25 protein-coding genes are annotated in these 23,705 nt (G+C 62.2%); 11 read left to right on the top strand and 14 right to left on the bottom strand.

Features of this window, described 5'->3' with window-relative positions; genetic code table 11:
- Nucleotides 1–4: 4 nt before the first annotated feature.
- The gene (locus JHD59_RS17175; protein WP_199155127.1) at nucleotides 5–892 is read right to left on the bottom strand and encodes a hypothetical protein; all 888 of its coding nucleotides are present in this window, start codon (nucleotides 890–892) and stop codon (nucleotides 5–7) included.
- A gap of 372 nt (nucleotides 893–1,264) precedes the next feature.
- On the opposite strand from JHD59_RS17175, the gene tadA reads away from it, so the two are divergent.
- Genes tadA through JHD59_RS17160 form a run of 3 tightly spaced genes read left to right on the top strand, consistent with a single transcriptional unit; the run spans nucleotide 1,265 to nucleotide 3,049 of the window.
- Nucleotides 1,265–2,011, top strand: a complete 747-nt coding sequence (tadA, locus tag JHD59_RS17170) for a tRNA adenosine(34) deaminase TadA (protein WP_233164328.1) — start codon at nucleotides 1,265–1,267, stop codon at nucleotides 2,009–2,011.
- A gap of 1 nt (nucleotide 2,012) precedes the next feature.
- Nucleotides 2,013–2,636 carry a L,D-transpeptidase gene (locus JHD59_RS17165; RefSeq protein WP_199155125.1) on the top strand — a complete coding sequence of 208 codons (624 nt, stop codon included), beginning with the start codon at nucleotides 2,013–2,015 and terminating at the stop codon, nucleotides 2,634–2,636.
- Complete coding sequence (locus JHD59_RS17160) at nucleotides 2,636–3,049, top strand: DUF2721 domain-containing protein (RefSeq protein ID WP_043628709.1); 414 nt, start codon at nucleotides 2,636–2,638, stop codon at nucleotides 3,047–3,049. Before JHD59_RS17165 ends, JHD59_RS17160 begins: the two co-directional genes overlap by 1 nt.
- A 264-nt stretch (nucleotides 3,050–3,313) precedes the next feature.
- Here JHD59_RS17160 and JHD59_RS17155 read toward each other — a convergent pair whose 3' ends face one another.
- From JHD59_RS17155 to JHD59_RS17135, 5 genes are all read right to left on the bottom strand, one after another.
- Nucleotides 3,314–4,102, bottom strand: a complete 789-nt coding sequence (locus JHD59_RS17155) for a class I SAM-dependent methyltransferase (RefSeq protein ID WP_199155124.1) — start codon at nucleotides 4,100–4,102, stop codon at nucleotides 3,314–3,316.
- 238 nt (nucleotides 4,103–4,340) lie between these two features.
- Nucleotides 4,341–5,867, bottom strand: a complete 1,527-nt coding sequence (locus JHD59_RS17150; RefSeq protein ID WP_199155123.1) for a fumarate hydratase — start codon at nucleotides 5,865–5,867, stop codon at nucleotides 4,341–4,343.
- Between the two features lie 235 nt (nucleotides 5,868–6,102).
- Complete coding sequence (locus tag JHD59_RS17145; protein WP_103319144.1) at nucleotides 6,103–6,831, bottom strand: MgtC/SapB family protein; 729 nt, start codon at nucleotides 6,829–6,831, stop codon at nucleotides 6,103–6,105.
- A gap of 167 nt (nucleotides 6,832–6,998) precedes the next feature.
- A complete protein-coding gene (locus JHD59_RS17140) occupies nucleotides 6,999–8,645 on the bottom strand; it encodes an Nramp family divalent metal transporter (protein WP_199155122.1) in 1,647 nt (548 codons plus the stop codon).
- 562 nt (nucleotides 8,646–9,207) lie between these two features.
- Nucleotides 9,208–10,104, bottom strand: a complete 897-nt coding sequence (locus JHD59_RS17135) for a DMT family transporter (protein WP_199155121.1) — start codon at nucleotides 10,102–10,104, stop codon at nucleotides 9,208–9,210.
- Nucleotides 10,105–10,202: 98 nt separating this feature from the next.
- Between JHD59_RS17135 and JHD59_RS17130 the strand changes: the two genes are divergently transcribed.
- Entirely contained in the window at nucleotides 10,203–11,015 is an 813-nt protein-coding gene (locus JHD59_RS17130) for a helix-turn-helix domain-containing protein (protein WP_199155120.1), read from the top strand.
- Between the two features lie 138 nt (nucleotides 11,016–11,153).
- On the opposite strand, the gene JHD59_RS17125 is transcribed toward JHD59_RS17130, so the two are convergent.
- Both JHD59_RS17125 and JHD59_RS17120 read right to left on the bottom strand, forming a co-directional pair.
- Nucleotides 11,154–12,569 (bottom strand): deoxyribodipyrimidine photo-lyase, encoded by a 1,416-nt coding sequence (locus JHD59_RS17125; RefSeq protein ID WP_199155119.1) that lies wholly within the window; start codon nucleotides 12,567–12,569, stop codon nucleotides 11,154–11,156.
- The gene (locus JHD59_RS17120; protein ID WP_199155118.1) at nucleotides 12,566–13,516 is read right to left on the bottom strand and encodes a LysR family transcriptional regulator; all 951 of its coding nucleotides are present in this window, start codon (nucleotides 13,514–13,516) and stop codon (nucleotides 12,566–12,568) included. The genes JHD59_RS17125 and JHD59_RS17120 overlap by 4 nt, the downstream gene beginning before the upstream one ends.
- A 182-nt stretch (nucleotides 13,517–13,698) precedes the next feature.
- Here JHD59_RS17120 and JHD59_RS17115 point away from each other — a divergent pair, with 182 nt between their 5' ends.
- Both JHD59_RS17115 and JHD59_RS17110 read left to right on the top strand, forming a co-directional pair.
- Entirely contained in the window at nucleotides 13,699–14,169 is a 471-nt protein-coding gene (locus tag JHD59_RS17115; RefSeq protein WP_199155117.1) for a DMT family transporter, read from the top strand.
- Between the two features lie 2 nt (nucleotides 14,170–14,171).
- Complete coding sequence (locus JHD59_RS17110; RefSeq protein ID WP_103319132.1) at nucleotides 14,172–14,636, top strand: DMT family transporter; 465 nt, start codon at nucleotides 14,172–14,174, stop codon at nucleotides 14,634–14,636.
- A gap of 8 nt (nucleotides 14,637–14,644) precedes the next feature.
- Here JHD59_RS17110 and JHD59_RS17105 read toward each other — a convergent pair whose 3' ends face one another.
- The 3 genes from JHD59_RS17105 to hmpA are packed head-to-tail and all read right to left on the bottom strand — an operon-like array spanning nucleotide 14,645 to nucleotide 16,718.
- Nucleotides 14,645–14,986, bottom strand: a complete 342-nt coding sequence (locus JHD59_RS17105; protein WP_199155116.1) for a YnfA family protein — start codon at nucleotides 14,984–14,986, stop codon at nucleotides 14,645–14,647.
- Between the two features lie 24 nt (nucleotides 14,987–15,010).
- The gene (locus JHD59_RS17100; RefSeq protein WP_199155115.1) at nucleotides 15,011–15,448 is read right to left on the bottom strand and encodes an Rrf2 family transcriptional regulator; all 438 of its coding nucleotides are present in this window, start codon (nucleotides 15,446–15,448) and stop codon (nucleotides 15,011–15,013) included.
- A gap of 55 nt (nucleotides 15,449–15,503) precedes the next feature.
- Nucleotides 15,504–16,718: an NO-inducible flavohemoprotein gene (hmpA, locus tag JHD59_RS17095; RefSeq protein ID WP_199155114.1), complete on the bottom strand. Its 1,215-nt coding sequence runs from the start codon at nucleotides 16,716–16,718 to the stop codon at nucleotides 15,504–15,506.
- 407 nt (nucleotides 16,719–17,125) lie between these two features.
- On the opposite strand from hmpA, the gene JHD59_RS17090 reads away from it, so the two are divergent.
- From JHD59_RS17090 to JHD59_RS17080, 3 genes are all read left to right on the top strand, one after another.
- Nucleotides 17,126–19,750 (top strand): glycoside hydrolase family 15 protein, encoded by a 2,625-nt coding sequence (locus JHD59_RS17090; RefSeq protein ID WP_199155113.1) that lies wholly within the window; start codon nucleotides 17,126–17,128, stop codon nucleotides 19,748–19,750.
- The gene (locus JHD59_RS17085) at nucleotides 19,747–20,076 is read left to right on the top strand and encodes a hypothetical protein (RefSeq protein ID WP_103319124.1); all 330 of its coding nucleotides are present in this window, start codon (nucleotides 19,747–19,749) and stop codon (nucleotides 20,074–20,076) included. The genes JHD59_RS17090 and JHD59_RS17085 overlap by 4 nt, the downstream gene beginning before the upstream one ends.
- A gap of 86 nt (nucleotides 20,077–20,162) precedes the next feature.
- Nucleotides 20,163–20,693, top strand: a complete 531-nt coding sequence (locus tag JHD59_RS17080) for an N-acetyltransferase (protein WP_199155112.1) — start codon at nucleotides 20,163–20,165, stop codon at nucleotides 20,691–20,693.
- Nucleotides 20,694–20,763: 70 nt separating this feature from the next.
- Here the strand turns inward: JHD59_RS17080 and JHD59_RS17075 are convergent, their stop codons facing one another.
- From JHD59_RS17075 to JHD59_RS23115, 3 genes are read right to left on the bottom strand one after another with little or no spacing between them, the layout of a single operon-like run.
- On the bottom strand, nucleotides 20,764–21,084 hold the full coding sequence (locus JHD59_RS17075) for a cupredoxin family copper-binding protein (RefSeq protein ID WP_199155111.1): 321 nt from the start codon (nucleotides 21,082–21,084) through the stop codon (nucleotides 20,764–20,766).
- Nucleotides 21,085–21,142: 58 nt separating this feature from the next.
- Nucleotides 21,143–22,099 carry a metallophosphoesterase gene (locus JHD59_RS17070; protein WP_199155110.1) on the bottom strand — a complete coding sequence of 319 codons (957 nt, stop codon included), beginning with the start codon at nucleotides 22,097–22,099 and terminating at the stop codon, nucleotides 21,143–21,145.
- Nucleotides 22,100–22,117: 18 nt separating this feature from the next.
- Nucleotides 22,118–22,252, bottom strand: a complete 135-nt coding sequence (locus tag JHD59_RS23115; RefSeq protein WP_255521408.1) for a hypothetical protein — start codon at nucleotides 22,250–22,252, stop codon at nucleotides 22,118–22,120.
- Between the two features lie 376 nt (nucleotides 22,253–22,628).
- Here JHD59_RS23115 and JHD59_RS17065 point away from each other — a divergent pair, with 376 nt between their 5' ends.
- Nucleotides 22,629–22,820 (top strand): hypothetical protein, encoded by a 192-nt coding sequence (locus JHD59_RS17065; RefSeq protein WP_199155109.1) that lies wholly within the window; start codon nucleotides 22,629–22,631, stop codon nucleotides 22,818–22,820.
- Nucleotides 22,821–23,204: 384 nt separating this feature from the next.
- Complete coding sequence (locus tag JHD59_RS17060) at nucleotides 23,205–23,492, top strand: hypothetical protein (protein WP_199155108.1); 288 nt, start codon at nucleotides 23,205–23,207, stop codon at nucleotides 23,490–23,492.
- The last annotated feature ends 213 nt before the right edge of the window (nucleotides 23,493–23,705 follow it).

Raw genomic sequence — 23,705 nt, 5'->3', positions numbered from 1 at the left:
ACTCTCACACTGCAGTCGAAGACGCATCCGCTGGCGCGCTCACGTTCACTTCCATTTGACCGCTGAGCGCCGCCAGCGCTTCCGGCCCGCCTTTGAGTATGGTGTCCACATCCTGCAGCGCTTTGCCCGCCTGCTCCTGATCCTCTTTCATCTTCCGGTCTTCTTGCCCCTGCAACTGCAAAGCCATTTGCTTGATGAAGGCCTGGACCATCTTCAGCGTGAGCAGCATCTCCTGAATGTCCTGATCTGCGGCTACCGGGTTGCCATGAGCTAGCATATTGCGCAGTGCCGCTTGCGGATCGGCGGCATTGGCTGCGGCTTGGTCGACAGCGCCCTGCGGGGCCGACGCAGTCGCGTCGGACGATCCTGCCGCCGCATCCGCCTGACTAGCCTGCCCTGGCGCGGCATTGCCGCTTGCCGATTCGGCAGCCGAAGCCGACGATGCATCGGAGGACGCATCAGCCGATGAAACAGCGGCCGCCTCGGCGCTGCTGGCGGCTTGCGCGTCATCCGCCGCATGATCCTGCTCCGGCGAGGCGTCTTGAGCGGATGCGGCTGCCGAATCGGCTGAGGGCTGATCCGCCGCGCCGCCTACGCTGACAGCCATCTGCTGATCCGCGGCATTCTGGGTCATGCTGGCAACCAGGCTCTTCAGCTCGCGCGCCAACTGGGCCAACTGGCTGGCCAATGCCCGCAAACCGGCTTTGTCGTGGGTCATCATCATCATCTGGCGCAAAGAATCCACTCTTTGCTTCAGCAGCTGTTTATCCATCTGGTCCGCCGCGGGGCTTTGCCGCTTGACCGGGCGGCTCAGATCGACCCGGAGTTTTTGCATATAATCCTGCCAGCCCTGATTCAGCGACTTCTGCAAATCGCTGCGGATACTGGACATGAACGCGGCTGGCGAGGGCTGCGCATCCGGGCCGCTTCCCTCCGTCTGGGGCGCGGACGAGGGCGTTGCCACAGACCGGCCGCTGGAAGCCAGACGATTGCGCCACTGCTCGATGCCTGCAATGGCGGACTGAATTGTGATCACGGACATGGTTAGACTTTCGACTATTTTCTACTCATATCGACCGTTTTTCTGCTTTCTGTATGCCAAGCCTGCCAGATAAAACCTGAATAAAATGCGATACGCCTACCCTCGCCTACTCTTGGAAATCGATGATCTGCATAACGCCGAAACGCCCCATCCGCCCTCGCCTAGCCGGATTTGGTCAGCCGCGCCAAACCGGCGATAATGACGACATTGCCGCAACCGTATTTGTTTCCCCTCGTGACGCTGACATCCCCCCCGCTGCCGCCCTCGGCTCTGGCCTGGCTGGCCAAGCTGAATATCCACACTCGCCAGCAGTTGCTGGATTGCGGCGTCGTTACCGCTTTTCTGCGCCTGAAAGCCGCCGGCCATACCGTGACCCGCCGGCTGCTGTTCGCATTGGAGGCGGCCGCGCGCGGCATTCATTGGCAAGATCTGCACGAAGAGGACAAGGCCGCCCTGCTGCGGCAACTGGCCGATCACCCGCCGGTCGCCCTGCCGCCCGCGCAAGCGGAAATTCAGCGTTTCCTGAAGCTGGCGCGCCAGCTGGCGGCACAGGCGGCCGCCGAGGGCGAAGTGCCGGTAGGCGCGCTGGTGGTGAAGGACGGCGAGGTCGTCGGCCGCGGCTACAATCAGCCGATAGGCCGCCATGACCCATCGGCGCATGCCGAAATGCAGGCGCTGCGCGACGCCGCCGCGCGTCTCGGCAACTACCGGCTGGATGGCTGCGATCTTTACGTCACGCTGGAGCCGTGCCCGATGTGCAGCGGCGCCATCCTGCACGCCCGCATTGCGCGAGTGATCTACGGCGCGCGCGACGCCAAGACCGGCGCAGCCGGCAGCACAGTGAATCTATTCGCCGACGCTCGGCTCAATCACCACGCCGCCGTGTTCGGCGGCGCGGAGGCAGAAGCCTGCGCGGAACAACTGTCCGCCTTTTTCCGGCAACGCCGACAAGATGTCGGGAGGGATTGATATGCGAAGCTTGGGCGCCATTCTGATCGCCTGCCTTGCCCTAACCTGCCATGCCGCAGGCGACGCGGCATGGATGCTGCAAGCGCAAACGGATGGCCCCTTGCAAACCACGCATCCTAATGCCCGCCATTACGGCGCGCCATGGATCTGGGTGGGGGTAAAGTCGCAAACGCTGCGGCTGCTGGATGGCTGGGGACTCACTCAAAAGGAATATACAGTCTCGACAGCCAAGAACGGCGTCGGCGAAACCACCGGCAGCTACCAGACGCCGCGCGGCTGGCATACGGTGTGCGACAAGATAGGCGATGGCGCGGCGGAAAACACCATCATCTTCCGCCGCCAGGTCACGCCATGGAAATACACGCCGGAACTGCACGCGCAATACCCGAACAAGGACTGGATACTGACCCGCATCCTATGGCTATGCGGCCAGGAAGCCGGACGCAATCAAGGTGGGAATGTCGACAGCTATGATAGAGCGATTTACATCCATGGCGCCGGCGATCATGTACCATGGGGCCAGCCCAGCTCGCTGGGCTGTGTCCGCATGAAGAACCACGATGTGATAGAACTGTTCGATGCCGCGCCCAATGGCATCGATGTATGGATAGACGAGAATTCCTGATGCATTCCGCACTGAACCTGGCCACTCCGGCCCTGCTGTTTCCTGCCGTCTCGCTGCTGCTGCTGGCCTACACCAACCGTTTTCTGGGATTGGCAAGCATCATTCGCAATCTGTACGAAGAGTACCGAGACAGCAAAGACCAGAAAATCCTGCGCCAGATCGGCAATCTGCGCACTCGCATCACGCTGATCAAATGGATGCAGTTCATGGGCATCGCCAGCCTGTTCCTGTGCACCGTGGCGATGTTTCAGATCTACACCGGCTGGCAGGCGACTGGGGAAATCACCTTTGGCGCCAGCCTGCTGTGCATGATTGCCTCGCTGGCCATCTCGCTGATCGAGCTGATCCGCTCATCGGACGCGCTGAACATTCTGCTATCGGACTTGCAAGCCGAATACGACCGGCAGCACTAGGGGCTGTTGACGTTTGGTGGGCGGTCGCGCCGGGATGCGTTTTGCGCCTAATCGAGGCGTTTCGCGCGCCGCATAGTCATTCTCTGCCAGCACGAAACAACGAAGAGTCGGCGCGAAAGGTGCCCGGCCCTGCGGGTTTGGCCGCTTTGGGCCGGAAGCCGCGTTGCCCAGCCCTTGCATAGAATGACTATGCGGCGGACTGTGCGCCTTGCTTCCGGCCCAAATCGGCGCAAACGCGATCCACTCACCAAACGTCAACAGCTCCTAGGGCGTCGGCTCAATCACTGCCGGGGAAAACCGGGCCGCATCCTTGCGCGCCACCATCAGATGCAGGGGCAACTCGACGCGCCGCCGCTCGCCGCCATGGCCCCAAGCCCGCGCGATGCGCAGGCAGGCGTCGTCCAGAATGCTCTCTCCCAGCGCCTGCTTGCACAACTTGCTGGCGGACGTGGTGTTGAGGAAACCGAGAAAATGGTCCAAGGTCCAGTCTTCACGGATGGAAAAGCTGGGCGCCTTCAGCAAGGGCAGCGGGCAACCGCTGCCGCGGAAATCATCCCACAACAGCTCGCAACGGCTGGACCAGAACGGTTCGATGATGGACCACAGCACGCTGCAGGCCTTGTCTATCTCCGGCGTCACCACACAATGATGATATCCCCAAGCGGCAAAGATTCCGCCTGGCTTCAGCACGCGCTGCACCTCCGGCCAGAACGAAGGCAGGTGGAACCAATGCAAGGCTTGGGATACGCAAATCAGATCGAAGCAATCGTCGTCAAACGGCGTCACCTCGGCCGGACATTCGCGGTAGTAGACCTGGGTATGGCGTTCCGCCACCGATAGCTGGTTGGAGCTGATATCGGTGGCATCGACGCGAGCAAAGCTGTTGCCCAGCCGCACGGCAGTCTGGCCGCTGCCGGTCGCGCAATCCCAAGCCCGCTGGTAGCCGGGACACAAGGGCAGCAGCCAGTCATACAGCGACTCTGGGTACGCGGGCCGAAAACGCGCGTACAAATCCGAATACAGACTGAATGCTTCGACGGAGCTGGTTGTCATACTCATTATCCGATAAGTAAAAACACCGAAAACATGCCGTGAACATTTTCAGTATGTATGACGTAAGCGGCGGATTTGCAAGACAAAAATAAAATTAAATCGCCTGGCCGCAAGTGGTTGCAGCCAAGTCACAACACACTCCCTCATAGAGAGATTCACCAGTTCCGCTCTGGAATATCCTGGCGCTCGATCCGCCAAAAAAATGCCGCCCATCGGGCGGCATTTCCCAAGCAATCATTTAAGCCTGGCTGACCGGTATCTTCCCAATCTTCACCCGCCACTCAGCCGGACCGGTGTTGTGCACCGAGGTGCCACAGGAGTCCACCGCCACCGTCACCGGCATGTCCTTGACCTCGAATTCGTAGATCGCCTCCATGCCCAAGTCGGCGAAGCCCACTACCTTGGAGGCCTTGATCGCCTTGGACACCAAGTAGGCGGAGCCGCCCACAGCCATCAGGTACACCGCCTTGTTGTCCTTGATCGCCTCGATGGCCGCCGGGCCGCGCTCGGCCTTGCCTATCATGCCGAGCAAGCCGGTCTCTTCCAGCATCTGGCGCGTGAACTTGTCCATGCGGGTAGCCGTGGTGGGGCCGGCCGGGCCGACGACTTCGTCGCGCACCGGGTCCACCGGGCCAACGTAGTAAATGAAGCGGTTGGTGAAATCCACCGGCAGCTTCTCGCCCTTGTTCAGCATGTCCACCATGCGCTTGTGCGCGGCGTCGCGGCCGGTCAGGATTTTGCCGTTCAGCAGCAGCACGTCGCCCGGCTGCCAGCTGGCCACTTCTTCGCGGGTGATGTTGTCGAGATTCACGCGCTTGCCGTTGGACGCGTCATAAGTGATGTCCGGCCAGTCTTCCAGCTTGGGTGGTTCCAGCTGCGCCGGGCCGCTGCCGTCCAGATGGAAGTGGATGTGGCGGGTGGCGGCGCAGTTGGGAATCATCGCCACCGGCAGCGAGGCCGCGTGGGTCGGGTAATCCAGAATCTTGACGTCCAGCACCGTGGTCAAGCCACCCAGGCCTTGCGCGCCGATGCCCAGCGCGTTGACCTTGTCGAACAGTTCCAGACGCAGTTGCTCGACGCGGGACAGCTCGGCGCCGCTGGCCGCCTTGGCCTTCAGCTCGTGGATGTCCACGTGGTCCATCAGGCTTTCCTTGGCCAGCAGCATGGCTTTTTCCGGCGTGCCGCCGATGCCGATGCCGAGGATGCCCGGCGGACACCAGCCGGCGCCCATGGTCGGCAGGGTCTTCAGCACCCAGTCGACGATGGAGTCGGACGGGTTCAGCATCGCCAGCTTGGACTTGTTTTCCGAGCCGCCGCCCTTGGCCGCGCAGATCACCTCCACGCCATCGCCCTCGACGATCTCGAAGTGCACCACGGCCGGGGTGTTGTCCTTGGAGTTCTGGCGCTTGCCGGCCGGGTCCAGCAGCACGGAGGCGCGCAGCTTGTTGTCCGGATGGTTGTAGGCGCGGCGCACGCCTTCGTTGACCATTTCCTGCACGCTGAGCTTGGCGTCCCACTGCACCCGCATGCCCACTTTCAGGAACACCACGGCGATGCCGGTATCCTGGCAGATCGGGCGCTGTCCTTCGGCGCACATGCGGCTGTTGACCAGGATTTGCGCCATAGCATCCTTGGCGGCGACGCTTTCTTCGTGCAGGTAGGCCTGGTACAGCGCGTCGATATAGTCTTTCGGGTGGTAGCAACTGATGTACTGGAAGGCATCGGCGATGCTCTGGATGAAGTCTTCCTGGCGGATGATGGTCATAAGGCTGTCTCGAGAAACCGGGCGCCGGTGCGGCCGCCCGTGGATTACCCCGCCGCCGGCGCTGGATCAAACCGGTGCCGCGCGACAACTAAAAACCTGTCTCGATTGTAACACTGTCCGTCATAAACTTTGACTCTGAACAAGGCGTGCGCATGCCTACCCTGCCGGGCTGCCGCCAAATGCAAAACAGCCGCCGGACTCGCGTCCAGGCGGCTGCTTGCGCTACTACGCACGATTACTCGCTGGTGCTGGTGTTCCAGTAAGCCTGGCTGATGTACGGCTTGGCCGCCAATTCGTCGGCAATGCGGTCCAACTCGTCCGAATCCACCGAGGTGGCCAGCAGCGTGGCGGTCATTTCCACCTCGTCGTCGCCAAAGGCCTCCACGTCCAGATCGCCCACCGGATAATTGGCCCGCTCCAATAGATCCCCTACATGCGCCAGGGCCTGCTTCTGCTCCTCGCGGGTAGAGATCACGCACAGCTGATACGTGACTTCGCTGGCGTCGTCGTCGATCGGACGACGATTGATCGAGTTCACCACCGGCCGCAGCAGCGTGTTGACCGCCAGCACGAAGATCGTGGTCAAAATGGCCTGGCCGAGCATGCCGGCGCCGGCGCAGGCCCCGGTGGCGGCCGATCCCCACAGCGTGGCCGCCGTGTTCAGGCCGCGCACGTTCAGACCTTCTTTCATGATGGTGCCGGCGCCGAGGAAGCCAACCCCGGATACGACATAGGCCACCACTCTGGAGGCGCTGCCGGAGCCATCCAGTTGCAGCGCCATATTGACGAAAGCCGCGGCGCTGACTGCCACCAGCGCGTTGGTGCGCAGCCCGGCGGTGCGCTGGCGGTATTGCCGCTCCAGGCCGATCACCGTGCCGCAGGCGAAGGCCATCGCCAGACAAATCGTGGAGTGCAACAAGCCGAACAAATCGAAATCGAACAAGTTATGCAGGTTGTAGTGCATGCGTCCTCCTGCTTGTAGAGTCGTTATATATAGATAAGGAACGTGCATCGTGGCTTTCCGCGAAAGCCACGAGGGACCCTCCCTCATGCGAAAAACCGCCCAAACGGGCGGTTTCGCTCCGCCGGCCGCGCCTCGCCGCGCAGCCGGCCACAACCATACCTTGCCGATCAGTGGCCTAGCAAGGCGACCTGCGTCACTTTGTACACCACCATGATGACAGCCACTACCAGATAACCGCGCAATACCGCCATCCACAGACGATTGGTACGGGACAGCACCATCGGCTTCAGCTGGTCCAGCGGCGGCATGCGCCAGGTGTGCATGTACAGCTTGGTCGGCTTGACCTCGTCCTTCAGGTCGGCGCCGGTTTCGGCGTCGCGGCGCAGTTTCACGGTATGCGCCGCAATCACCACGATGCCGCCTATGATGCCGCCGCCGACCAGCACATTGATGATGGTCTGGCTGGAGATATCCGGCCACAGCACGGAAGCGGTCAGAATCACCGACAACAACACCAGCACGGCAGCCACCGCGCCGGTAAACAGATTGGTCCAGCGGCCGTTCACCCACGGACCCAGCACTTCCTTGTCGTTGCACAGCAGCAGCAAGAATACGGATGCGGACGGCAGCAGCACGCCAGCCAGAGTTTGCACCGCGTTGGTCAGCAAGCCCAGCGGCACGCCCGGGATCAGCACCAGCGCGGCGGCGCCGGCGATCAGCAGGAAGTAGACCAGATAGAAGGCACGCGCGTCGGACGGCTTGCGGTGCAACGAATGCTTCATGTTCAGCACGTCGGCCAGCGCGTAGGCGGTGGACAGCGACACGGCGCTGGCGCCGATCAGGCTGGCGTCGATCAGCGCGACGGCGAACAGCACGCCGGCCAGGTGGCTGTGATACTTGCCCAAACCGGCGGCAACCGCGCCGGCATCCTGAAAGTTGCCGAATTCCGGCTTGCCAGCAAACAGCGCGGCGGCCATGCCGATGATGGCGACGGCGCCGATCAGCACCAGCACGATGCCCAGCCACAGGTCGGCGCGCTCATACTTGATGAAGCGCGGCGTGATGCGCTTGTCGATCACATAGCTTTGCTGGAAGAACAGCTGCCACGGCGCCACGGTGGTGCCGACGATGCCGATGATCAGCAGCATCACATCGGACAGCTTGCCGCCGGCAGGCATGCCCGGCACCAGCAGGTCATGGCCGATTTGCTCCATCGGCGGATGCACCATCATGAACACCGGCACCAGGAACAGGCTGAACACCACCAGAATCATCGCAAAGCGCTCAAAGCGGCGGAAATCCCCGGTGCTCGCGGCGGCCATCACCAGCAGCGCGGCCGCGACCACCCCCCACTCCTTGGGCAGGCCCAGATACTGCAAGGCCAGGGTGATGCCGATGAATTCGGTGACGATGGTCAGTGCATTCAACAGAAACAGGTCGATGGCGCTGAAGGCGCCCCAGAATTTGCCGAAGCGCTCGAGGATCAAGCGGGCATGGCCCACGCCGGTGACGGCGCCCAGGCGCAGCACCATTTCCTGGTTCACGTACAGCACCGGAATCAGCAGGATCAGCGTCCACAGCAAGGAGGTGCCGTAGTTCTGGCCAGCTTGCGAGTAAGTGCTGAAAGCGCCGGCGTCGTTGTCGCCGACCATCACGATCAGGCCGGGGCCCAGAATGGCCAGCAGCGTGCGCAGGCGCTGCCAGATGCCGGTGCGGGCGCCAACATCGCCTTGGCGGATGGTGCCGAAAGCGCCACGAATATCGCCAACGTGGGCGCTATCCAATACAGCTTCGTTCTTGACGGTATTTGTCATTGTCATCGTCTCCGTGCGGGCGGCGCAAGCGGGGGCCGCCCGTCGTTTTGCAAGCAAACGAAGGCATGCGGGCACGAACGCGGCTGCGTCGGCGAGCGAAAACGCTCAGCGTATGCAAGCACGCACGTGCGCAAACCTGATTTAGGCGTCCGATAGGTTTCGGTACGCGGTCATCAGCAGTAACGGTATAAGGGTAAGTACGCGGCGCGGGCCGGATGGCCACGCCTGAGATGCGCACTGTCTGGCTTCACGGCAAGACAGCGGCCAATAGGATGGAACGATGCCTGTGCCGGTCAGCGCGACCCGGTAGATAACCAACTACTACTGCAACTTTCCAAGGCATCAGCCCCCAGTAATGAAAACGCGGCGATGGTACGCCCGGCAATTTACTTACGTCAACACCCCAGTCACTTCGCATTTTTGCAAGGCCATCTGGAGCTGCGCAGCAATCTGCCATGACATCGGTCAAACATGTGAAATCATGAAAAATTGCTGCGCTGATTATTTTATATACGCAATGAAACGCCTAAAAAACGCAGTAAATTTTTGTTAATGAAATGTGTCATTTGTTCACAATTGACAATATCAGCCCAGGTTTCACGCGCAGCATACCCTGCCCCAAAGCCACCCCCAGCAGGATCAAACCGCCGCCCAGCCAGTGATAGGAATGGATGGTTTCACCCAGCATCACGCTAGCCATCAGCGCGGTGAACAAGGGCAACAGGTTCATGAAGATGGCGGTGCGCTCGCTGCCCAGTCGCTGAATGCCGCGCATCCACAGATAAGCCGCCAACACAGATGAACCGATGCCGGCAAACAGCACCAGCCCGATGCCCCGCGCAGGAATAGCCATGCTGTCGGCGGTCGCGGTCAGCGGCGCCAGCAGCAAGACCGCCATGCCCACCTGCAGGTAAAGATTGAACCATGCGCCGAAAGGCGGCGCCCAGCGCCGCAGTAGGATGCCGTACAAAGCATAGGCGGCGGCGCCCGACAGCATCAGCGCGTCGCCGTGGTTGATGCCGTTGGCGATCAGCCCCAGCGGATTGCCGTGTCCCAGCAGATACAGCACGCCGGCCAGCGACACCGCCACGCCGAACCAGGCCTGCCCGCCCACCGGTTGGCGGAACGCCAGCGCGTTCAGCACGAGGCCCAGCAGCGGCACCAGCGCGGTGATCACGCCCATATTGGTGGCGCTGGTGCTGTGCGCGGCGTAATAGGCCAGGCACTGGAACATCACCATGCCCAGCGCAGACAGCAACAGGAATTTGCCCAGCCAGGGACGCAATTCATGCCGCAAACGCCACAGCGGGCGCAGGCAGAACGGCGTCAAGATCAGCGCCGCCAGCAGCCAGCGGTAAAACGAAATGGCCGCCGGGTCCAGCACTTGGGCGGCAGCCTTGGAAACAACGGTGTTGGCGGCCCAGATCAGCACCGCCAGCAAGGGAAACAGCATGGCCATGACAGCCTCCGGCAAATATTCGACCCTGTCATTCTATTGCCGTCTGTTACCGACTATATAATTCAAAACAGACAAGACACTGAGGCAAATCCGACAAAATGGACTCCGAATACTTTCTAGTGGACCAGGGCCTGGCGGAACCGGCGCCGCTGACCTTCCGCTACCATCGCTTCGCGCCGCACAGCGAATTCGGCCGCCATCGCCACCGTTGGGGACAGTTGAGCCGCATCAGCCTAGGACTGATGGAGCTGCTGCTGGAGGACCGGCGGGTGGTGACTCCGGCGCAATACCTGCTGTGGACGCCGGCTGAAATACCGCATGCCGCCTATATCCGCCACGCCATGCACTACACCTCGATCTACATCAATCGCGAGCAGGCGGCGCGGCTGCCGGCGCATATCTGCCTGATCGAACAGACGCCGCTGATCCGCGCGCTGCTCGACGATTTCTGCCAGCGCCAGATCACCGTGATATCCGACCCATGGGACGCGCGCCAGGCCGAGCTGCTGGTGGAAAGGCTGGTGCGCGCCGGCCACGAGGAAAGCTATCTGCCGGACAGCACCCAGCGGCTGCTGCAGCCGATATTGCAGGCGATACGCCAGGACCCGGCCGACGCCACCACGCTCAGGCAATGGGCGGAACGAGTATTCAGCACAGAACGCACGCTGGCGCGGCTATTCCAGCGCGAACTGGGCATGAGCTTCGGACAGTGGCGCAGCCGGGCGCGGCTGGTGGAGGCGCTGTCGCGGCTGAAGCAGGGCGACAGCGTGCAGGACATCTCGGCGCGGCTGGGCTACGCCACGCCGTCGGCTTTCATCGCCATGTTCCAGAAGCAGCTGGGAGACTCGCCGGAGCGCTATCGCCGCCAGTTGCTGCAGGAAGGCCAGTGGCAAGACGGCATCAGCGTTTGACCCCATAAACGGCAGCGCCCGCCGCGAAATCCACGAAATGGCACGAAGAATACGCAAAACTCGCCCTCAGCGTGCATGCAGTCCTCCTGCCGCGAGCGGTTGTCCGCGTTCTTCCGTGTATTTTGTGGCGAATGGGGTTTACCGCTTGAACAAGGCCAGGGCCTGTTCGCGCTGCACGGCGTGATCGACGATGGGATGCGGGTAATCTCGGCCCAGCCGCACGCCGGCATCCATCAGCTGCTCCGGCTTGGCCAGCCATGGGGCGTGGATCAGCTTGTCCGGCAGCCGCGCCAACTCCGGCACATAGTGGCGAATAAAACGGCCGTCGGCGTCGAACTTCTCGCTCTGGCTCACCGGGTTGAAAATGCGGAAATAAGGTTGCGCGTCGCAGCCGGTGCTGGCGGCCCACTGCCAGCCGCCGTTATTGGCCGCCAGGTCGAAATCCAGCAGTTTCTCGGCGAAGTAGCGCTCGCCCCAGCGCCAGTCTATCAGCAGGTCCTTGACCAGAAAGCTGGCCGCCACCATGCGCAGCCGATTGTGCATATAGCCGCTGTGGTTCAGCTGGCGCATCGCGGCGTCCACCAGCGGATAGCCGGTGCGCCCCTGGCACCAGGCGTCGAACCATTGCGGATTATTCGGAAACGGCAGCGCGTCGTATTCGGGCTTAAAAGCATGCTGCGCCACATCCGGCCGGTGCCACAGCACCTGCTGATAAAAATCGCGCCAGATCAGCTCACCCAGCCAGGCCATCGCCCCCTCCCCGCCGTCATGCCAGGCGAAGGCGGCCAGTCGGCGGATGGAAATAGTGCCGAAACGCAGATGCACGCTCAGATAAGACACGCCCTTGATGCCGGGGAAATCGCGGGCGGTCTTGTAATGCGCGATGCGGCGGGCAAAGTCGGCAAACAGCGCCTCGGCCCCGGCCGCGCCGGCCTTGACCGGCAACGAAGCCAGATCGCTGGGCAGGAAACCGATATCGGCCAGGCTGGGCATGGGTTCCGCTTCGCGCGGCATCAACGCATCGAGATAACGCCGCACCGGGTAGGCCTGCAAATGAAATGGCGTCAGCGTCTTCAGCCAGGCGTTCTTGTACGGCGTGAAAACGCCGAACGGTTTACCGGCGCCGGTCAGCACTTCGTCGGTTTCAAAGATCACCTGATCCTTGCTGTGATGGAAGGCGATGCCCTGCTCGGCCAGCCGCTTTTCCACCTCGGCGTCGCGCGCGCGGGCGGTGGGTTCGTAATCGCGATTGCAAAACACCGCATCGGCGCCCAGCTCCGCCGCCAGTTTGGGAATGTCATCCTGCGGCACGCCGTGGCGCACCAGCAGGTCGCCGCCCAAGGCATTCAGTTCCGCCTTCAGCGCCGCCACGCTGCGCCAGATGAAATCGACGCGGCGGTCATCGCGCGGCAGCGCGTCCAGAATGGAGCGGTCGAACACGAAGACCGGCAATACCGCCTGGCTGTGTTTCAGCGCATGGTAGAAGGCGGCGTGGTCGTCCAGCCGCAAATCGCGGCGCAGCCACAGCAGCGCCGTGCGATAGCGTTTGCTCATGATCGTTTCCCTGTTTGCGGTGACAGCACAGATGGGGGCAGTCCTTCATCCCACAATGGCGCGTCCCCGCCCAGCCGCTCATCGAGGAAATCGATGAAAGCGCGCGCCTTGGCCGGCAAGCGGCGGCGTTCCGCAAACACCACGTGGATGGCGTGCAATGGCAGCGGGTAGTCGGTCAAAACCGGCAACAGCCTGCCGGCCGTCAGATCGGGACCGACAATGAACGTGGGCATTTCGCAAATGCCCAGCCCCGCCAGCAGCGCGTCGCGCCGCGCCTCGCTGTTGTTCACCTGATAGTTGCCGCCCGGCTGCACCCGGATCTCGCCCTCAGGCCCTTGAAAGGTCCAATAAGCGCCGCCGCGGTAGTAGGAATAAGAGAGGCAGTTATGCCGGGCCAGATCGGCCGGGTGGCTGGGCACGCCATATTCGGCCAGATAGGCCGGCGACGCGCACATCACTACCCGGCACGGCGCGATGCGCCGCGCCACCATGCTGTTGCCCGGCAGATTGCCGATGCGCACCGCCAGGTCATAGCCGCCTTCCACCAGGTCCACCATGCGATCGTCCATCGCCATGTCCAGTTGGATGTCCGGATAGCGGCGCAGAAACGCCGGCACCAATGGCGACAAGTGCAGTCGGCCAAAAGCCATCGGCACGCTGATGCGCAGCAATCCCTGCGGCGCGCCCTGCAAGCCGGCCGCCACCTCCTCCGCCTCGCGCGCCAAGGCCAGCGCCCCGCGCGCCCGGTCGTAATAGCGCTCGCCGGCCTCGGTCAGGCTCAGGCTGCGCGTCGTGCGCTGCAATAGCCGCACGTTCAGCGCGGCCTCCAACTGCTGCACCCGCTTGCTGACGGCGGATTTGGTCAAACCCAGCTTGGCCGCGGCGGCGGAAAAGCTGCCCGCCTCCACCACGGCGACGAAGATGGGGATCGCAGCGAAATGTTCCATTGCCATTGTCCACTTATTCTCTACGATAAGTTTCCACAAAGCAGGATTATCAGTCAATAAAACACAATATACCATTCCGGCACGCGTCAACGACCTGCCGCCCCATCCAGCACGAATGCCGCACTCCCCCAACGTCGCTGCGCTCGTCGTCCGCCCCCCTATCTAGACACAAGGATCGCATCATGTCCCCACACCACGCCGCGGCCCCGCTGCTCAAGGATTACGGGCCAAGCCTGCTTGCGCTGCTCGCCGGCGCCTTGCTGGCGCTGATGATTCACTGCAACAGCCAGCTTTCCAGCTTCAGCAACCCTTTGTCCGCATCCTGGCTGGCCCACGGCATAGGCATGCTGACCGCCCTGCTGCTCTGGATGGCCAATCGACGCGCGTCTCCGGACGCAACACCCGCGCCGCGTTGGGCTTACCTGGGCGGCATGCCCGGCGCGCTGGTAGTGGCGTTGGCGGCGATCACCGTCAACAGCCCGCTGGCGATGTCCGGCACGCTGGCGCTAGGCATGGCCGGGCAGCTGTTGTTCGGCCTGCTGTCCGATCACTTTGGCGGGTTCGGCATGCCGCGGCGGCGACTCTCCCTCAACGATGTTTTGGCATTGCTGCTGGCGCTGTCCGGCTGCGCCATTCTGATTTTTGGAGCCTGATCATGCTGTATTTCATGACCCTCGCCCTGATCAACGGGCTGTGCATAGGCGGCAGCCGCGCCATCAACGGCAAGCTGGCCCAGCACCAAGGCGCCTTGGCTGCCTCGCTCTGGAATCATCTGGGCGGCTTTGTGTTTCTGAGCCTGTTATTAGGCTGTGGCGCGGCGGCGCTTCATTTGCCGCAGCACGCCCCATGGCCAGCCTGGTGCGGCGGCGTCATCGGCGCCGGGTTTGTCGCGCTGAACAGCTTCGTTTTGCCGCGGCTGGGCACCCTGAAAACCGCGTTGCTCGTCATTGCCGGCCAGATGCTGACCGGCGTGCTGCTGGACCGCCTGGCGGGACAGAGCCATCAATCCGCCGTGGTCCAGCTGGCCGGCATCGCCCTGATCACCTTGGGTCTATACGTGTCCAAGCGCGGCCAGGCCAAGCCGGCGGCAGCGGCCCCTGCGCTGCGCGCCACGCGCTGACCGGCCGCTCAGCCGCGCGGCGCCAGCATGATCACCGCCATCCCGGCCAGCGCCAGCGCGCAACCCAGCGCGTCCCAGCGGTCCGGCCGGATGCCGTCCACCAGCCATAACCAGCCCAGGGCCACCGTCACATAGACGCCGCCATAAGCGGCGTAGACTCGCCCGGCGGCGGCCGGATGCAGGGTCAGCAGCCAGGCAAACAAGGTCAAGGCGCCGGCGGCGGGCAGCAACAGCCACCACGGCTTGCCTTCACGCAACACCAGCCAGGGCAGATAGCAGCCGACGATCTCCATCAGCGCGGTCAATACAAAAAGGCCTGCCACGCGGGGCAGGCCGGCTAGCCATTCCATGTTTACTCCTTGAATCTACGCTTATCAGACCACGCCGCGATGCAAACGGATGATGGCCTCGCCGGTGGGGCTGGCGACGATGTCGCGCAGCGTGTAGCCGTCCAGCGTCAGGAAAAACGCCGCCAGCGCCTCGTCCAGCGCGCCCTTTAGCAGACAGCCCTGGCGCAGCGCGCAGGGCGGCTCGGCGCAATCTATCAGTTGCGGCGAGCCCTCCAGCCCGCGCACCACTTCGCCCAGCCGGAAATGCTCCGACGGCCGCGCCAGCGCCAGCCCGCCGCCCTTGCCGCGGCTGGTAGCCAGCCAGCCCTGCTGCGCCATGAAATGCACCACTTTGACCAGATGGTTGCGCGATACCTCGAACCGTTCGGCGATTTCCGGAATGGTGGCCAGCTGGCCGGATTCCAGGCCGGTCAGATACATCAGCACGCGCAGGCCGAGGTCGGTAAAGCGGGTCAGTTGCATGGCGAGGAACCGGTAAGGAGGACCGGCGGCAGCATACCGCGTCTGGCCCTAGGCCTCAATCGCCGCCGGGATGGGAGCCGAACACTTCGTAATGGATGCGTTCGGCCGGCACGCCCAGCCGGCGCAGGCTGTCGCGCTGGACGCGCATGAAGCCCAGAGGGCCGCACAGGTAGTAGTCCGCGTCCGGCAGCAGGACCAGGTCTTTCACTTCATCCAGATTCAGCCGGCCAGCGGCATGGTAATCGATGCCCAACGCGTCTTGCGCGCGCGGCGCTTCGTAGCGGACATGGATCTGCAGCTGCGGATGGCGCTCCGCCAGCTGTCGCACCTGCAAACCCATCGCATGCGCGCCGCCGTGCCGCGCCGCGTGCAAGAAGCGCACCTCGCGCTGGCCGCGCTTGAGCAGCTGGCCCAGCATGGCTTGCATCGGCGTCTGGCCCACGCCGGCGCTGATCAGCACCACCGGACCATTCCTGTCCTCATGCAGGAAGAAATCGCCCTGCGGCGCGCTCAGCTCCAGCACGTCGCCCTCCTGAATCTCGCGATGCAGCAGGCTGGACAGGCGTCCGGCCGGCTTGCCCTCCGCCGCGTCCTCGCGCTTGACCGAAATCCGCAGGTACTCGCCGTTCGGCGCGTCGGACAGGCTGTACTGGCGCGGCTGATTCAGCCCCCACTCGGCGACGAAGCGCTTCACCGATACATACTGGCCCGGCTTGAACGGCGGCAATGCGCCGCCATCGCACGGCGCCAGATAGAACGACGCGATCTCCTCGCTTTCCGCCACCTTGCGCGCCACCCGGAACGGCCGCCAGCCGCTCCAGCCGCCGGCCGCGTTGGTGGACTCGCCGTACATGCCGTTCTCAATGTCGATCAAGGTATCCGCCAGCTGGCCATAGGCCTCGGCCCAGGCCTGAATCAGATCATCGCCGGCCGCCTCGCCCAGCACTTCGCGGATGGAGGCCAGCAGATGCTTGCCGACGATGGGGTAATGCTCGGCCCGTATGCCCAGGCTGACATGCTTGTGCGCCACGCGGGTCAGCACCGGCAGCAACGGCGACGGATCTTCAATGTGCTGGGCATAGGCCAGCACCGCCCCGGCCAGCGCCTGCTGTTGCTGGCCGGAGTGCTGATGGCCCTGATTGAACAGGTTCTTCAATTCCGGGTTGTGCTCGAACATGCGGCGATAGAAATGACTGGTCAGCATCACGCCGTGTTGTTGCAGCACCGGCACAGTGGCTTTGACCAAGGATAGGGTTTGTTCGCTCAGCATGCAGGACTCCTTAAGATTCTTAAAAAATACATCTTTAACGATCCAAAAAAACCGCCACATGCCATCGCGGCGGATAAGATGTACAAATAATACATCTTTAATTGATCATTGTCAGAAAATTACTTTCCCCATGCTAACGCTGTTGCCATTTTGCAGCAGCCCACCTGCAGTCCACCTGCAGTCATCCTTTTGACATTGCCAGCAATCCGCTCAGATAAGGCACCAATTTGAGGCAACTTTGCCGCCATCTGCGCCATTGTTGATCACTAAAAATAAAACTAGCGTTTGAACTAGAACAAATGCTGCTCTCCGCCTTTTGCTATAGTCCGTAACAAAATTACATCGGCATTCGGTAAGACTTTTATCCGTAGGTCAACCTGCCGTACTACAAAGTGGAGACAATCACCATGCCCTACCCGTCCCTGACACGCCCAGTCCTGCTCGGCGTTTTGATCGCCAGCCTGTTCAGTCCGTTTGCCCATGCCGGAGAGGCCTTCGGCGCCCCCGGCGACACCCCGGCGCGCGGCCCAGCGGCCAAATCCTTCCTCGGTACCGCCGTGGGCAGCCCGTCCAAGGTCTACTTCACCGGCTACCGCGGCATCGTGTCCGAGGTGTACTACCCGGTGCTGGACACGCCGGAGTCTGTCGATCTGCAATTTTTGGTGGGCGACGCGGGCAAGACCTTCGTCGATGAGGAGAAACGCCAGGCCTACTCGGCCAGCCAGAGCGACACGCGCACCATGAGCTGGGTCGCCAGCACCGGCAACGCCGGCCACAACTGGCAGATCAGCAAGCGCATCTTCGCCGATCCCAACCATGATACGCTGATCCAGCGCGTCACCTTCACCGCGCTGAACGGCCACACCGTGGGCGACTTCAACCTTTACGTGCTGTTCAAGCCATATCTGGACAACGCCGGCAGCGGCAACACCGCCCAAACGGTGGCCGCCGCTGGCGGCTACGCCCTGGCCGCCAGCCACAACAGCCGCGCCTCCGCGCTGATGGCCAGCCAGCCATGGAAAACGGTCAACGGCCAGCCCATGCTGTCCAACGGCTTCGTCGGCCAGAGCGACGGCTGGACTGATCTGGTGGGCAGCGGCGACAACAATATGGACTGGACCTTCAGCTCCGCCAGCAACGGCAACGTGGCGCAGACCGGCTGGCTGGACCTGGGCGACCCGAACGCCACCAGCGTGTCCTTCGACGTGGCGCTGGGCTTCGGCAAGAGCCAGGCCGATGCGATCAATAGCGCCGCCGCCTCGCTGGGTTCGGACCTCACCGCCGCCCAGCAGCAATACGACAATGCCTGGCACGCCTACGCCGCCGGCCTGTCCACCCAGGGCGGCCTGGCCGACGACCGCTACTACCTGTCAGCGATGACGCTGAAAACCATGCAGGACAAGAGCAACGGCGCGATGATCGCCGGCATCGGCACGCCATGGGGCGAAACGCAGGGCGACGCCAACCAGGGCGGCTACCATCTGGTCTGGCCGCGCGATCTGTTCAAGTTCGCCAACGCGCTGACCACCGCCGGCGACACCGCCACCGCCACCACCGTGGTCAATTACCTGTTCAATACCCTGCAGCAGACCAGCAACTGCGGCGCGGCCGAATACAACGCCGCCGGCTGCGCGGCCGGCTACAGCCGCATCGGCCGCTTCCCGCAAAACGCCTGGGTCAGCGGCTGGCCGTACTGGCAAGGCACGCAGATGGACGAGCAGGCCATGCCCATCCTGCTGGCCTGGCGGCTGGGACCGTCGGTCTCCAGCCCGCTGTGGCCCAAGATCAAGCTGACGGCCGACTACATCGTCGCCACCGGCCCGTGGAGCTATCAGGAACGCTGGGAAGAAAATTCGGGCTACTCGCCGTCCACCATCGCCGCCGAGATCGCCGGCCTGGTGGCCGCCGCCGACATCGCCCGCAACAACGGCGACGACGCCAGCGCCGGCCGCTACCTGTCCGCTGCCGACTACTGGCAGCAGAACATCGCCGCCTGGACCTATACCACCAGCGGCGGCTTCGGCAACGGCAGCTACTATGTGCGCATCAATCCAGCCGCGCGCGCCGGCAGCGGCGCCGACCGCGCCAGCTTCGCGCCGGCCGCCGGCCCGGATACGCCGCAGACCCTGACCATCAAGAACGGCGGCGGCAGCCACGACGCGCGCCGCGTGGTGGACGGCGGCTTCCTGGAACTGGTGCGGATGGGCGTCAAGCGCGCCAACGACCCGACCATCGCCAACACCATCAGCGTGTTCGACAGCGTGCTGGGCCAAAGCCTGGCCCTGCCCGGCGCGCCTGCTCTCCCGTACAACGCCTGGTTCCGCTACAACTTCGACGGCTACGGCGAGCACAACGACGGCAGCGACTTCAACGGCAGCGGCGCCGGCCGCCTGTGGCCCATCTTCACCGCCGAGCGCGGCATGTACGAGATCGCCCGCCAGGGCAATGGCGGCGCCGGCCAACCCTACTTCGCCACGCTGAAACTGCTGGCCACGCCGGAGGGCATGCTGCCGGAGCAGGTCTGGTCCAATAGCGCCATGTTGCCGGACGGCTGGGCGGTGACCACGCCGGCCGGCTACCAGCCCGGCACACCGACCAAGTCCATGGCGCCGCTGAACTGGGCGATGGGCGAATACATCAGCCTGTTGGCCTCGATCCACGCCGGCAAGGTGGTCGACATCCCGCAAGTGGTCTGCGCCCGCTACAACAACTGCCGCGCCGCGCCCAATGCCGGCGAGGTGCCGGTCAGCATCAATGTGACCGCCAGCACGCAGTGGGGGCAGCAGGTCTACGTCACCGGCAACGCACGAGCGCTTGGCAACTGGAACACCGATCTGGGCATTCCGGTGGATGCGGCCAATTACCCGGTATGGCAAAACGGCGTCAACCTGCCGGCGGGCCAGCAGATCGCCTACAAGTACTACCGCAAGAACGCCGACGGCAGCGTCACCTGGGAAAACCTGTCCGGCAACCGCAGCCTGCAGACCCCGGCCAGCGGCAGCCTCAACCTGAATGATCAGGTGAGCTGGTGATCCCGCGCCGCGCCTGGCCTGCCGCCCTGCTCTTGAGCGCGGCGGCGGCCGGCGGCGCGGCCTGGTGGCTGTGGCCGGCGGAGGCGCCTGCGCCTGCGCCGGCTGTAGCCAAGCCCACGGCCGCCCTGCCCACCCAGCCCATCGTCCATTTGCCGACGCCCGTCACGGCATGGAAGCCGCCCAGCCGGCCGGCCCTGCCGCCGGTGAAAAAAGGCGGCAACAGCTGGCGGCCGGAAGCGGCGCCGGTGGTGAACAAGGTGGAAGCCCAGCGCGGCGCGCCGGACATCCCGGACGCGCAGCCGCTGCCCAGACCGCCCGATCCTTGATCGGAGACGCCGCGCCAGGCCCGGGAAACCGGGCCTGTTTCTTGCTTATTCGGCGCGATCACGCCCACAGGAAGAGAAGAAGCAAGATGCCGCAACTGGACATCCTCGCGCTCGACGCCGAGCCCGCAGCCGCCCTGCTGCCGGAACTGGCCGAACTGCTGCACGCCTGCGTGCATGACGGCGCCAGCATCCATTTCGTGCTGCCGTTTTCCCTGGAACGCGCTGCCGCCTTCTGGCGCGACAAAACCCTGCCCGGCGTTGCCGGCGGCGGGCGATTGTTGCTGGCGGCGCTGCTGGATGGCGAACTGGCCGGCAGTGTGCAGCTCGACTGCGACACACCGCCCAACCAGCCTCATCGCGCCGAGGTAGGCAAACTTTTGGTGCATCCGCGCCACCGCCGCCAGGGCATCGCCCGCGCGCTGATGCTTGAACTGGAACGACACGCGCAAGCGCGTGGCCGCAACCTGCTGACGCTGGACACCGCCAGCGGCGACAAGGCCGAGCCTCTTTACCGCTCGCTCGGCTATCAAGTCGCCGGCACGATCCCAGGCTTCGCGCTCGATGGCCGCGGCGAAAAGCTTAATGCCACCACGATCCTGTACAAGATGCTGAACTGAAATTCACCCGCACATGAAAAAGCGGCTTCTCATCCGGAAGCCGCCTCTCAGGTCATGAAAGATGAAGCGCTCAGGGCTTGCGCACGTGCACCACGCCAGTCATATACGGGTGCACGGCGCAGAAATAAGCGTAGTCGCCCTCCTTGTCGAAGACATATTCGTAGCGGTCATCGGTGTCCAGCGCCTTGGAGACAAAAGATTTGTCGCGGCCGGACACCGTATGCGGGACTTCGTCGTGATTGATCCACACTACTTTCGAGCCAGGCGCCACCGTGATTTCCTTCGGCGTGAAGGCGAACTTGCTGATATCCACTACCTGCGGTCCTTTGTCTGCCCAGGCTGCGGCGGCCAGGCAGACGCTCAACAGCCCGCCCATTTTCCAAACATTCATGCCATCTCCCCATCCGGCAGAACTCGGCCGCTGACGGTAAAAAAATCTGAACAGGGTCTCAATGATCGAGCGGCGTATCCACCAAGGTCAGCAGGCTGCTGCCGGGCACCACCGTGATCTGCCGCGTCCCCAGCAGCTTGCCCAGCTCACCGGCCGGCACCTTGACCGGCGCCGGCTCGCCGAATCCGGCTTGCCCCGGCGTCGGCAACGGATAGGCGAGCGAGCGGGCGGTATGGAAAGCGACATGGCCTTCCACCTTCTGCATCACTTGGTGAATATGCCCGTTGAGCACGGTTACCGAACCGAACGGCCGCAGCAGGGCCAGCACTTGATCGGCATCGGCCGTGCCCCAGCCCCACTGTTCATAAATGGTCCACAAGGGGATGTGCGCCAGCACGACTATCGGCGTGGAGCGCGATACGCCGGCCAGATCCTGCTTGAGCCAGGCTAGTTGCTCATCGCCCAGCGCCGCCAGCCGGCTGGTGGAGAAATTCAGCACATTGTTCAGCGCGACGAAATGAACGCCGCCCTGATCGAAGCTGTACCAAGCCCGCCCCTTGCCGTCGTGATCGAAAAACTTCAGATAGCCGGACACGCCGTCATCCAGCGCATCGTGCTCGCCTGGTATGGTGTGCACGCGGTCGACACGGATGTCCTTGAACATCTGTCGGCCCAAGTCGAACTCTTCCGGCTTCGACAAATGGCTGACATCGCCGGTATGCACCACAAAGGCCGGCGACTGACTTAAGGCATTGATATCGGCGATGGCTCGACGCAGGCTGCCCGGCACGTCTGGATTGGCCTCTCGATGGAAGCCCAGATGCGTGTCGCTGATCTGGACGAAGCTGAAACCGTTCGCGCCGCTCCCGGCAGCCCCGGCGGCCTGCGCTTTTGGCACGCCGCCCACCAGCGTCCACACCAGCGCCGCGCCTGACCAAGCCGCCAGACAACCCAGCGTTTCACGGCGGCCGGCATCCGGCGTCTCGTCTTCCGCAACCGATTCGTGTTCTGACATCGCCAGCTCCTATCACCGTCAACTCATGGGGACGCCATTCTCTTGCGACAGGAAGGCGCTGAGCTGGTTGTAGGAGGATGCCATGGCAAGGTCAAGCTTGCCGCGCGCCATGGCCTTGGCCTTGGCCTTGGCCTTGGCCTGAAGTGTCTGCATAGGTGTGAAAACTGTTCTCATTCATTAAAGTCGCAAACAACCATCAAGCTCTAGCAAGGCTTGTAGAGGTCCCGATTCTGATAGATATTGGTCTAGAGTCGAAAACAAAACTGCTTGGGTACAAATATGTCCTAGAAACTATCAATTAAAGTCGAAAACCAAATAACTCATAGCAGCGATCACATTTGATGTAGAATATTGATATAGATTACTAAGCAAAATACAGAGCTTTCGCACTAGATTAACTATTTTCCCTTATAATTATCGTATTCTACCTTGATGTAACACGGACAAGTGGATACTTTGCTCAACTTTTTGAAAACTCCTCATGGAGAAAAAAATAAAACCACCGCCAATCAATTAAGGATATTAAATCATGGACAAGCTAGAATCAACAGATGCCGTGGAGACATCCACCTGCTCAGCCTATGACGCTTATTTTCGCCGAGCAGTCCAAACTGCCAAAGTTGACCCCACTCCTGGCGTGCCACATGAAGAGGCAGAATTGTACTTTTCAAAAAAACGTGCAGAGCTACTGACCGCTTGGTTGACTAAAAGATCAGAGTAGCATTCCCAAGAATAATTCTAATATTGGGAGCCTTGCCTTTATCTGAATCGCACTATCCTCCCAAATATTCGGACATGGCTGGCAGAACTGAGAAATCCAGACGAGTACAGGTTCAGCGAGGACTGTGGTCCGCTATGGCTGCGGCAGATAAGAGGTAGAACACCCTCTGCCTATGAAATATTCACGCTCATATAAAAATTAGGGCACCTCGTAGGGATCCCGACCAAAAGCCACGCGGTTTACAGCATGCAATAGGAGCTCATTATGATCGATGATCCGAATTCCGAAACTTGGTTAACGCTGCTCGTAAGTCGCCAGCTCGAGCAGTGGCTCGTCAAAATGGCTGCTAACCAACAACAGTCTGTAGATGATCTAGCAGCATGATTGCTAGATGCCATGATTTCGAATTGGGTAAACCTTTCTCAAACTAGCTGGACGGTCCCGCTATTTGATGCAGGAGATGTCAGTGATGACGTGTTACTAACAATTTCCAAAGGATTACTGGCTTCTGCAGGCTGGGTTGAAGGTGACAGGCTATCTTTTGAAAATCAAGGTAACGGGACGCTACAGCTAAAAATAACAGGTCACCAAGACGCGGAGCTGGTCAAGATTACCAAAAAATGTGTGGATGATGGGGAGGAATCTGTCGATGTGAACCTAGATGATCTGTAGCGATGGCAGAGCAGATTAATTCATCGACCTTATGATATTAATGACTAAACTCACTTCAATTGAATATCATCGTGCAAGCATCCGGCACCAAGCGAGGTACTTTGTCTGTCTCTTATACACATCTCCTAGCCCACTAGACTCCGCCAATAATCTCGTATTCCGTCTTCTGCTTGAAATACCGGGGGGGGGGGTGGGGTGGGGGGGGGGGGGGGG

The sequence above is a fragment of the Chromobacterium sp. ASV23 genome, assembly GCF_016428945.1.
GTDB lineage: Bacteria > Pseudomonadota > Gammaproteobacteria > Burkholderiales > Chromobacteriaceae > Chromobacterium > Chromobacterium sinusclupearum.
This window is presented reverse-complemented; position numbering and strand designations above follow the sequence as displayed.